At 38.9% G+C, this 11,506-nt stretch carries 8 protein-coding genes; 6 read left to right on the top strand and 2 right to left on the bottom strand.

Annotated features, from left to right (window positions below):
- Positions 1 to 311: 311 nt before the first annotated feature.
- A complete protein-coding gene (locus ACOVQ4_RS03965; RefSeq protein ID WP_421819358.1) occupies positions 312 to 875 on the top strand; it encodes an ISL3 family transposase in 564 nt (187 codons plus the stop codon).
- A 316-nt stretch (positions 876 to 1,191) separates the two neighbouring features.
- On the opposite strand, the gene ACOVQ4_RS03960 is transcribed toward ACOVQ4_RS03965, so the two are convergent.
- Positions 1,192 to 2,466: a Glu/Leu/Phe/Val family dehydrogenase gene (locus ACOVQ4_RS03960; RefSeq protein WP_421819357.1), complete on the bottom strand. Its 1,275-nt coding sequence runs from the start codon at positions 2,464 to 2,466 to the stop codon at positions 1,192 to 1,194.
- Between the two features lie 443 nt (positions 2,467 to 2,909).
- On the opposite strand from ACOVQ4_RS03960, the gene ACOVQ4_RS03955 reads away from it, so the two are divergent.
- From ACOVQ4_RS03955 to ACOVQ4_RS03935, 5 genes are all read left to right on the top strand, one after another.
- A complete protein-coding gene (locus tag ACOVQ4_RS03955) occupies positions 2,910 to 3,308 on the top strand; it encodes a TraR/DksA family transcriptional regulator (RefSeq protein ID WP_421819356.1) in 399 nt (132 codons plus the stop codon).
- Between the two features lie 170 nt (positions 3,309 to 3,478).
- Positions 3,479 to 6,064: a M14 family metallopeptidase gene (locus ACOVQ4_RS03950; protein WP_421819355.1), complete on the top strand. Its 2,586-nt coding sequence runs from the start codon at positions 3,479 to 3,481 to the stop codon at positions 6,062 to 6,064.
- Positions 6,065 to 6,135: 71 nt separating this feature from the next.
- Entirely contained in the window at positions 6,136 to 6,477 is a 342-nt protein-coding gene (locus tag ACOVQ4_RS03945) for a phage holin family protein (RefSeq protein ID WP_421819354.1), read from the top strand.
- Positions 6,478 to 6,709: 232 nt separating this feature from the next.
- Entirely contained in the window at positions 6,710 to 7,138 is a 429-nt protein-coding gene (locus tag ACOVQ4_RS03940) for a hypothetical protein (protein ID WP_421819353.1), read from the top strand.
- Positions 7,098 to 7,865 (top strand): geranylgeranylglyceryl/heptaprenylglyceryl phosphate synthase, encoded by a 768-nt coding sequence (locus tag ACOVQ4_RS03935; protein ID WP_421819352.1) that lies wholly within the window; start codon positions 7,098 to 7,100, stop codon positions 7,863 to 7,865. Before ACOVQ4_RS03940 ends, ACOVQ4_RS03935 begins: the two co-directional genes overlap by 41 nt.
- A gap of 21 nt (positions 7,866 to 7,886) precedes the next feature.
- Here the strand turns inward: ACOVQ4_RS03935 and ACOVQ4_RS03930 are convergent, their stop codons facing one another.
- Positions 7,887 to 10,973 (bottom strand): glycoside hydrolase family 3 N-terminal domain-containing protein, encoded by a 3,087-nt coding sequence (locus ACOVQ4_RS03930; protein ID WP_421819351.1) that lies wholly within the window; start codon positions 10,971 to 10,973, stop codon positions 7,887 to 7,889.
- Between the last annotated feature and the right edge of the window lie 533 nt (positions 10,974 to 11,506).

Here is an 11,506-nt window from a genome sequence, read left to right as displayed (position 1 = left end):
TTTACTATACGATTCCACGATAAGTAGGTGAGCAATATTAGGGTTTTAGGCGGTAAGCTGTAGGCCGTAGGCATTAAGCAGAAACACATCTACGGTACTAAATAACATTGGTTTTTTGAATATTTTTGTGGAAAAATAAATATATGTCGGAAAACAGTTTTTACGAGAATCTTTTATCCTTGCCAGATTTGAAGGTGGATTCAATAGAGCACTTACCCACCAAGTTAGTTATTCACTGTCATCTATCGATGAGGACAGGTCAATGTCCCGTTTGTCAGCATAGGGCTGAAATTTGTCAGTAAATCCAAGTTGTGTCTTGTGATATTTGGGACTCCTATATTTTGGCATCCAGACAATGTTTTCCCAATGCAGAGATTACATTAGACTATTTTCATATTGTCAAAGCCCTTAATGAATCCCTTGATGCCGTCAGAAAATCGCTTCGTAAAACTTATCAAACCCATCAAGAGTTCAAAAACATCAAATGGTTATTGTTTAAGCAAGCACAAAACTGCACTGAGGAACAAACTCATTTATTGAATCTGGCTTTTGAAAAAAGCCCCACCCTACACCAATTTTATATACAACGTAACCGATTCCATGCCATTTACCAGAGTGCTACTGATGCTGAAAATATGACTCATTTACTTAATGATTGGATTGAACAAGCTACTAAATTAGAGCATCCTAAAACCAATAAGTTTATTAAAACACTCCAAAATTGGATGGCAAATATTGCTTCATACGCGAATACTTTTGCCACCAATGCCGTAACCGAAGGACTCAATAATCTCATTCAGCACGTCAAAAGATTATCGTTTGGTATGCCTAATTTTGAGCATTTGAGGTTAAGAGTTTTAGCAAAATACATTTAGTCCACAAAAATGTTCAAAGAACCAATTTTTATTCTAGTAGTAGAGACGCAATGATTGCGTCTCTAGCCAAGTTATATATAGTAGGTTTTTATCAAAAAAGGCGTTCGAAATATGTTTTCCGAACGCCTTTTTTGATAAAAAATTAGAGAATATTCCCAATCTTAAACTTTGGGATGACACATTTTTTAATTTTTGTTTTGTAATAAGAAAAGGTAAATGAATAAATATGATGCACCCCAAAGCGGTCAAAAATTGTTTTTTTGACCTCTTTTTTGATACAACTAAGACGCAAACATTGCGTCTCTACAGATACAGATTAATATCCACCTCTAAACTTGTAAGTATCAGCTACTTTTTTGATAGCAACGATATAGGCAGCAATACGCATCGGAACATTAAATTGTTGAGAAGTCAAGAATACCTTATCAAATGAATCTTTCATAATACGGTCAGAACGGCGATTGATGCGGTCGAGATTCCATTTGTAGCCCATGCGGTTTTGTACCCATTCAAAATACGATACAGTTACACCACCAGCATTAGCCAAAATATCAGGTACAACCAAAATACCTTTTTCGTTAATAATATCATCAGCCGATGCAGACGTTGGTCCATTTGCACCTTCCACAATCATTTTTGCTTGAATGAAGCTAGCATTATCGTGTGTAATAACGTCTTCTTTGGCGGCAGGCACCAATACATCTACATCAAGCGTTAAAAGCTGTTCGTTAGTGATTTTTTCTGCGCCAGGGAAGTTTTCTAAAGTACCACGATTCAAATCTCGATATTTGATTGCTCCTTCGATATCGATACCATTTTCGTTGTAATAAGCACCTGAAATATCAGAGATAGCCACTACTTTTACGCCTCTTTCATGTAATAATACTGCCGCGTATGAGCCTACATTACCAAAACCTTGAATCGCTGCAGTAGCTTTATATGGATTGATTTTTAGTTTGTCCATACCAGCCATCGCCGAAACCATCACACCTCTACCTGTTGCCTCTGTACGCCCCAGCGAACCACCCAATACCAATGGCTTACCAGTTACAACAGCATTTACTGTCATACCTTTTGCTTTAGAATATTCGTCCATCAGCCAAGCCATCTCACGAGGGCCAGTACCCATATCAGGTGCAGGAATATCACGATCAGGACCAAACACATCTAACATAGCAACCGTATACGCACGCATCAAACGCTCCATTTCGCCTGCGGACATTTCGCGAGGGTTACAAGCAATACCACCTTTAGCACCACCGTAAGGAATATCCACTACGGCACATTTCCAAGTCATCCAAGCAGCCAAAGCACGAACTTCGTCAATGTTTACAGCTGGGTCAAAGCGAATACCACCTTTGGCTGGGCCGAGGATATTAGAGTGTATAACTCTGTGACCCTCAAATACTTTGATTCTTCCATCGTCCATGGTAATCGGCAATCCAACCGTTACTTGGCGTGCAGGTACTTTCAAGATATAGTACATTTCTTCAGAGATACCTAACAACTCTACAGCCTTGTCAAATCGCTGCATCATGGATTCCAAAGGGTTCTCCTTATCTTTGATAGGAGCGGGTTCTATGTATGTCATAGCATTATCGCAGTTTGTTGAAACTTATTGAGTTTTATAAAAAATTGAGTGATTTTTCTCATAAATTAACCACTGATTCGTTCTTTATAAAACACAAAATAAACTTCTAAAAAATCAATTTGTTAATGAAATATTCACAATATTGCAACCCTTAAACGAGAATGTCAAGTGTCTAGTCTGTAAGTAGAAATACCCGATTTTTTGGCCAAAAACACAATTTTGCACAATTTTTCATTTTTGCTTTTTAACTTTATGGGTAATACAAGCATTTACCAAATAACCATTGGCAAAATGGGTAAATTACCAAATTGTTATTTTTTGGAAAATTTTTATTATTTCTTGAAATATTTCAATTACTAAAAATTTACCACGTATATTTGCGCAATTTTAAGGATGTTCCCTGTCAAAAGGGATTTTGACTCACTAAAATCATTGGTACAATTATGATGAATACAGGTTCGGTAGAAGAAAAAACACGCTACTCTGAAGAAGAATTGAAAGAGTTTGAAGAGCTAATCACTAAAAAATTAGATGATACTCGTAGTGAATTGAATTACATCCGTGAAGCTCTACACAAGCGTAACGACCCAGGTACTGATGTGACTTCGGGAAGCTCAAAGTTGATGGAAGATGGTGCAGATACTTCAGAAAAGGAAAGTATGAGCCAGTTGGCTGCGCGCCTACAAAAGTTTGCAACTCAGTTGGAAAATGCCTTGATTCGTATCAAAAACGGCACTTATGGTGTTTGTATCGATACTGGTAAGTTGATTCCAAAAGAGCGTTTGAGAGCTGTACCTCATACGCAACAAACCATCGAAGCAAAACTCATGAAGCAACGATAGTAACGTTTGTGAAGCGAGTTTCTAGTGCTTTTACTTAAAGATTGGCTAGTCCCTAGAGAATCTTTTGGTAATTCGTGTGCATTTATTTTTAAGCGTTTTATATAGGCACCATCCCTAAAGTGGTGTTGCAGATTTTTATCGTCTTTCTTTATCAACCAACTTTTCACACTATGAATTACCGCTACTCGTTTAGCATTAGCATATTAAAGCGGGCAACCGCTTTTTTGCTTTTAATGCTTACTCATGTTTCGTTTGCTCAAGTAGCAGACAGCTATTATTTGCCACAAAATGTGAAGTATGACCCTGCCATTCCTACCCCACAGCAGTATTTTGGCTTCCAAGTAGGCGAATGGCATATCCAACACGAGCAACTTGTTGGATATATGAAAAAGGTTGCAGAAGTTTCTAACCGTGTCAAATTAGTCGAATATGGTAGAACTTACGAAAATCGTCCTTTACTTCTGCTTACTATTTCTTCTCCCAAAAATTTGGCTAATATCGACCAAATCAAAGCTGAACACCACAAACTTGTTGAACCAGACAAATCGTCAAGCCTCAAAACTGCCGATATGCCCATCGTTGTTTGGATGGGATACTCGGTACATGGCAACGAAGCTAGTGGTACCAACGCTGCTCCTTTGGCAGTATATTATTTGGCAGCAGCACAAGGAGCCGAAATAGATTCAGTATTAAACGAATCGGTGATTTTGGTAGACCCACGTATCAACCCTGATGGTGGCGAACGCTTTTCGAGCTGGGTAAATGCTAATAAAAGCATGAACTTGGTAGCTGACCCCAACAGCCGTGAATTGAATGAAACGTGGCCTGGTGGTCGCTATAACCACTATTGGTTTGACCTTAATCGCGACTGGTTGTACACACAACACCCTGAAAGTAAAGGCCGTATTGTGAAATACCACGAATGGAAACCGAACATTTTGACTGACCACCACGAAATGGGTAGTGGCTCGTCATTCTTTTTTCAACCGGGTATTCCTTCTCGTACGCACCCGATTACACCAAAGAAAAATATTGAATTGACCGAGAAAATCGGGAAATTCCACGCCTCAGCATTAGATAAAATCGGCTCTTTGTATTTTACGAAAGAAGGTTACGATGATTTTTATTACGGAAAAGGTTCGACCTTCCCAGATGCACAAGGTTGTATCGGTATCTTGTTCGAGCAAGCGAGTTCACGTGGACATTTACAAGATACACCAAATGGACCAATGAGTTTTGCTTTTACGATACGTAACCAATTTACGACAACGCTTTCTACCTTGCGTGCAGCAAAAGCAATGCGTCAAGAATTGTTAGATTACCAACGCTCGTTTTATCAAGAGAAAAACCCTAGCACTACACAAGCCTACGTTTTTGGTAATACAACAGATCATGTGAAGACTCATGAAATGATTCGTATTTTACGTCAGCACGACATTGAAGTATATCGTTTGTCCAAAGATGAAATAGTAGAAGGTAAATCATTCAAAAAAGAAAATTCGTATGTAGTGCCACTTTCGCAACCACAGTATCGTTTGGCTCAGGGTATTTTTGAAAAACGTACCAAATTCGAAGATTCACTTTTCTATGATATTTCAGCATGGGGAATGCCATTGTGCTTCAACGTACCTTATGGCGAAGCAAAAACTCCTGTAGCATTAGGTGAAAAAATATCTAAAAATGATTTCCCAAAAGGTCGTGTGATTGGCTCAAGTAATTACGCTTATTTGTTTGAATGGGACGGATATTTTGCTCCACGTGCAGCTTATGAATTACAGAAAAAAGGATACAAACTTAAAGTTGCCACAGAGCCATTTACAGGCGTTATCGAAGGTGGCACCAAATCTTTTGACTATGGTACTGTAGAAATTACCGCTGGCGGTAACCAACTCAGCAATCTGGACGGATTACGTGCTTTGTTAGAGAAATTGGCAGAAAGAGATGGCGTTGATTTCTACGCTGCTCCAACAGGCTTAACGCCAACGGGGATAGACTTAGGAAGTAGCTATTTTGCCCCAATGCGTGCACCACGCCCATTGATGATTACGGGAGCAGGTATCAATCCAAACGATGCGGGAGAAATTTGGCACTTATTGGATACTCGCGTAAACTTGCCATTGACGATGTCTGATATTGCTCAAGTAAACCGTATGAGCCTTGACAAATACAATACCTTGATTTTGTCGAGTGGTGAGTATAGTGCCTTGAATGAAGAGAAAATCAAAAACTGGGTACGTGCAGGTGGAACGCTAATCGCTGTAACAGATGCTGTACCATGGGTAGCTTCGAAAGGACTTTCTCCAGTAAAAATCAAAAATACGCCAGCAGATACCACTTCAAGTCCAAAACCTTATGCTTTGGCCGAACGCTACAAAGGCGCTCAATTGATTGCTGGGGCTATTTTCCAAGTAAAATTAGATCCAACTCACCCAATTGGTTATGGCTACAAAGAACCAACCTTGAGTGTATTTAAGGATAATACGATTTTCTTAGAAAAAATCAAAGATCCATACAATGCACCACTCATTTACTCAAACGACCCATTGGTGAGCGGGTACATTACTGAGCCAAATAGAAAGACGATGAAGAACACTCCAGCGGTAGTTGCTACGGCTTACGGAGCAGGAAAAGTTATCGTGATGACCGACAATCCTAACTTCAGAGCTTTTTGGTATGGAACTAATAAGTTATTTTTGAATGCTATTTTCTTCGGAAGCAATATTCTTTCTGGTATCAGAGGGGGCGACGAGGATTAATATATAGCCCGAACCCTAGTTCGGAGTTCATTTATAAACCTCCGAACTAAGGTTCGGGCTGATTCAAAAATATGAAACTTTTAGAACCCAACGGCTTGGTCGATAATTTGTACAAATATGTACAAACTCAGATTGAACTTACTCAAATAGAAGTTCAAGAACGCATTGAAGCAGCCATCAAAAAGCTGGTATTGCTACTTGTTTTGGGCATAGTTTCTGCCATTTTTCTTGTCTTTGTCTTCATTACTTTTGCCCTTTATCTAAATCATGTTACCCATAGTGACTTTTTAGGATTTGTGATTGTCACAAGCTTATTAGGTCTTATCACAGGGCTAGTATTTTATCTCCTCAAACAACCTTTACAGGAAAATGAGCCACCTAAAACTAACTCAATCGAAACGATTGAACAGTAGTCGGTAACTCATTTTTAAAGAATTTTTACAGAAAAGAACACTTTTTTTCCTAGTTTTGAACGCAAAGAGCTTTCGACACGCCAAGGTCGTGCGTGTGCTTTATGCTTCGATTGGGGATTCTTTAGTTTACAAAAACATATTTTTTGTGCTAAAGTCCTGTTTTTTCACACTGTTGAAAAAGGTTTATAAATCGTTTTTTTTTAAATCTTTTGAGATAAAAGCCCTATCCCTTATGTTACCAGCACTGAGTTCACAAAATACAGCCGCTCGTAAAGAGCAATTGCAACAAGAAGCACAGGAATATAAAAATAAAATAGACAATCAGGTTATTACAATCAAAACAGAGGCAACCAAAATAGGTACAGCTACCCTTGTAATAGGGGGAGTTTTGTTTGGAACCTATTTGCTTTTTAAATGGCTTTCGCCTGCCGATAAAAAAAGCAAGGTGAAAGAAATCGTCTATGATGAAAATACTAATCTTCCCGTAGCCGTTAAAGAACCCAAAGAAGAATCATGGATTATTAGCTCAATCAAAGGATATATGATGTCCTTTTTGATTGCCATTGCTAAAGACAAAATCTTAGAGGCGATTTCGCTGATGAAAGAATCTATTAATGCTGATGCAGACGACAACAACAACCTTACTCCAACAACTGAATAGTTTTCGACAACAAGGCAAAAAATCTCTTGCTGTCCTTATCGACCCTGATAAGGTAGATGAATCTTCTTTATCGAAGTTGTTGGCATTATGTAATATTTCTCCGATAGATTTCTTTTTGGTGGGTGGTAGTCTTATTACCACGCCTTCTATACAGTCTGTGATTAGTCAAATCAAATCACAGACCTCCAAACCAGTCATTCTTTTCCCTGGCAATAGCTTGCATATCGAGCCATCGGCCGATGCTATTTTGTTTCTCTCACTACTTTCTGGACGCAATCCTGAGTTTTTGATTGGTCAGCATGTGGTAGCAGCTCCCTTGCTCAAACAAAGTCAACTAGAAGTATTATCGACAGGCTATTTGCTTATTGAGAGTGGTCGCCCGACAACGGTCTCGTATATGTCTAACACCACGCCAATTCCAAACAACAAACCAGATATTGCGGCTTGTACCGCTTTGGCAGGACAATATTTAGGAATGAAATTGATTTATCTGGATGCAGGAAGTGGAGCCGAAATACCTGTTCCTGCCAAATTGATTCAGGCAGTGAGAGGGATGATTGATATTCCGTTGATTGTAGGAGGAGGCTTAAATACACCTGAAAAGGTAGCTCAAGCCCTAGAAGCAGGGGCCGATATTATCACGATTGGCAATGCCTTTGAGGACAAACCAGAGTTTTTGGAAGAAGTAGCAAAGGTTTTTGAAAAATACAATCAAGCTTTTGTTTGATTTTGAGAAGCTAGAGAAAACTTATTTAAGCGCCTTATACACCACATCCATTACTTTTCTACGAATACCTAATGTATTAATTTTGGTATTTTCGGCTGAAGTATTTACTCTATTAGACAAAAATACAAATACGATTTCTTTGCTTGGGTCTACCCATACGAGCGTACCCGTGTAGCCTGAGTGTCCATACGAGGTGGGTGATACCAAAGAAGATATATAACTACTAGAGCCTCCTGCTGGTAATCTATCCCAGCCCAATGAGCGATGGCTTCTTGGTGATTTGGTTTGGGTAAAATATTCGACAGTACTTTCTTCCAAATATTTTTTGCCAGCATACGAGCCTTTGAGTAAATTCATTTGCATCAAAATAGCCAAATCTTTTGCCGAACTAAACAAACCCGCATGACCTGATACACCTCCCAACATGGCAGCAGTTTGATCTTGTACCGTTCCTTGTAGCAATCTCTCTCTAAAAACCTTATCGTTTTCAGTAGGTGCCATTTGTACTTTTGGAAAACGTTGTAAAGGATTATAGCCCGTAGTGGCTAGCCCCAATGGCTGATAAAAGGTGTTTTTTACAAAAATATCCAAAGATTGACCTGATACTTTTTCTACCAAATGTTGCATCATAATCAAACCCAAATCACTGTAGACAAATCCGTAATGTCCTTCTTTGTCTTTTTTGCCAGTCAATGATGATTGAATTACCCAATGCCAAACAGAATCACGAATGGCAGTTTTGGCATACATTCCTTCGGCTACTTGCAATGGATATTCCGACGATTCGGTATTGCTATAATATTCATTTTTCCAACCTAAAGGTGTACGTGTACGGTTCCAAAAAGGGATATAAGCTACTAACCCAGCCTGATGCCAAAGCACATCTTTGATGGTCATGTGTTCTTTATTTGTACCTCGTAACTCCTCTAAATAAAAAGAGACCTTTTGTTCAAGGTCTATTTTCTTTTGATCATATAAAGCCATAATGGCTTGTAAGGTGGCAGACACTTTGGTCACTGATGCCAAATCATAAATCGTTTGGTCGTTGACAGGATTGCTAGACGACTCATAACTTAGCCGTCCGAAGTTTTTCTGATACACAATTTGCCCTTTACGAGCTACCACCACTTGACAGCCGGGGAAGGCTTTCTGTTCAATAGCACTCTGAACAATCGTGTCTATTTGATTGAGGGTTGTGGTATTAAAACCCAAACCTTCAGGATTACCATCTTGTACTAAACCCGTTTGATTGGTAATGATACCATCTCCTGCTTTGTAAAGTCCTTCTACAGATACTGGAAGTTTTCCTTTGGCTGAAAGTCTACCAAAAATTACATTAGCAACTGCTTTGTGTGCTTCTGGTACATCCTCGTAGCCACAAATAACAGTTTTTGACTCGTTGAAATATTTTAAACTATAAGGGTTTCCAAAAACGCATAGAATGACATTGGTTTTCTTTTCTAGTTTTTTGATAAACTCCTGCATTGAAGTACTTACGCCATAGCGTGTGTAGGGCGTGTTCTTCAAATCATGAATACCAACAACCACCGTACTAGTTGAATCTACCGAACGGAGAACTTCATTGTAAAATGCCTCAGAATTTTTGCCTCCACTAGTAAAATGTTGGAAGTTGCCATATTGATCTAAAGCTCTTTCAAAACCATTGTCAGGATTAATATCAATACCCACGGATACCAGTTTTTTATCGGCTCCACTCATGGGAAGCAAAGTTTGGTCATTTTTTACCAAAGTCACTGCATTGTTAAATAACTCCTGACGAATTGCTGCCGCCTCTTGCGTATGAAGGTCTTGATACAAATTGGTAGTTTCGACGTACTTGAATTTATTTAACCCTACCCAATATTTTGCATGTAAAATTTTCTTTACTCTATAATCTACCTCCGCTTGTGGAATGGTTCCATTAGTGATAGCTTCTTTTATTTTTTTGATACCTTCTGGAATATTTTCAGAGTATAGCAAAATGTCATTTCCTGCTAAAAAGGCTTGTAAATCTACGCCTCCAGGAATATGAGGCGACGTTTGAACACCACGCATATTCAAGGCGTCTGTAATGACTAAGCCTTTGAAACCCATTTCTTGTTTCAATAAATTGGTTACAATTGTTGGGGAAAGTGTTGCAGGTTTCCAATCATATACTGGTACTTGGAGGTGCCCAACAATAACAGACTTAATAGAATCATTAATCAATCGTTGGAAAGGATATAGCTCCATATCCTTAAGGCGTTGCGCACTGTAAGCCAACTGTGGTAAGGTACGGTGCGAATCGCCATGAGTATCGCCATGCCCAGGGAAATGTTTGGCGCAAGCAAGCAATTGTTCGGCCTGCATTCCACGCATATATGCACTACTTTTGGCTGCTACGTTTTCACGCAATTCACCAAAAGAACGGTGTCCAATAATTGGGTTGTTAGGATTGCTGTTGATATCTACTACTGGAGCAAAATTGAGGTGCACACCCAAACGCTTACATTGTCGAGCAATTTCTTGCCCCATACGATAAATCAGGTCGTTGTCTTGAATTGCACCAAGGGTAATTTGTTTTGGAAAAGCCATCGTATAATTCATACGCATAGCCAAACCCCATTCGCCATCGATGGATACTAACAAAGGAACACGAGCCTGCGACTGAAGACGGTTATTGATTTGAGCTTGAAGGTGAGGTTCGCTTTTGAAGAAAATTACGCCGCCTACTCCATAATTGTTGACAAGTGTTTCGACTTTTTTGAAATGCCCTTCGCCATTATTAGGATGCACCGCCAACATAAAGAACTGACCAATTTTTTGGTCGTCAGTCAAGGTTGCAAATACACTATCAACCCATTGGTTTTCAAGTAAAATACTGCTAGTGTTGAAAAGAGGAGCATTGGGTGGAGTAAAAACCATATTTGCAATTGGGTGCGCAATTGCCACACGACGCACGCGTGCACGACTTTTGCGTGATCGACTGCTTTTACGACTCACATGACGACGCTTGCGGGCTCTTTGTTGTTCAAGAGGTGAAGCCGACGAAACATCTGTTGCCACAACGATGGCACCTAACAATAGGGTTATAATACAACTTAACGCTAATAATCTTTTCAACATCATCTTCTCTAATTTCCTATTCAGTCTATTGCTAAACTAAACGAATTCAATGGCTAGGTTATCTTTTATTGTCCGTTTTGACAATCATTTTCCACAAAAACCTCTCCTCAATCCTAAATCCACAAAACAAATTTTCTTTTAAATAACAAATTTACCATAAATACTTTGGCATTAAAAACTCGAAACCAAACTTATTGTCAATTGCGTGATTTGTGATTTAGTGTTTGAGTGATTTAGGTATTAATGCCGAATGATGCGTTATGAAATAGAGCTGCACAAAAGATTTTATTTTGGTCAAAAGAACTCTTTTGATTAGATTTTTTTGATGTAGTGGCAACTCTTGCAGTTGCCACTACACCAATTTCATTAAAAAAGCGGTCGGAAATTGTTTTTCCGACCGCTTTTTTAGGTAATAATATTCGGCTTTAGACGCAAAGTATTGCGTCTCTACAAGTAATATTCATATTAAAAATAATCCCTAAATCACTCAACCACTCATTCTCTCAATCCACCCAATCCTATTGCTCCATCAAATA

Source organism: Flectobacillus sp., assembly GCF_049240685.1.
Classification (GTDB): Bacteria; Bacteroidota; Bacteroidia; order Cytophagales; family Spirosomataceae; genus Flectobacillus.
Note: the sequence above shows the minus strand (reverse complement) of the source record. Positions and strands in the feature narration are given on the sequence as shown.

Coding starts and splice junctions, on each gene's coding strand:
- ACOVQ4_RS03960 (WP_421819357.1), bottom strand. CDS start 2,466: ATGACATACATAGAACCCGCTCCTATCAAAGATAAGGAGAACCCTTTG.
- ACOVQ4_RS03955 (WP_421819356.1), top strand. CDS start 2,910: ATGATGAATACAGGTTCGGTAGAAGAAAAAACACGCTACTCTGAAGAA.
- ACOVQ4_RS03950 (WP_421819355.1), top strand. CDS start 3,479: ATGAATTACCGCTACTCGTTTAGCATTAGCATATTAAAGCGGGCAACC.
- ACOVQ4_RS03945 (WP_421819354.1), top strand. CDS start 6,136: ATGAAACTTTTAGAACCCAACGGCTTGGTCGATAATTTGTACAAATAT.
- ACOVQ4_RS03940 (WP_421819353.1), top strand. CDS start 6,710: ATGTTACCAGCACTGAGTTCACAAAATACAGCCGCTCGTAAAGAGCAA.
- ACOVQ4_RS03935 (WP_421819352.1), top strand. CDS start 7,098: ATGCAGACGACAACAACAACCTTACTCCAACAACTGAATAGTTTTCGA.
- ACOVQ4_RS03930 (WP_421819351.1), bottom strand. CDS start 10,973: ATGATGTTGAAAAGATTATTAGCGTTAAGTTGTATTATAACCCTATTG.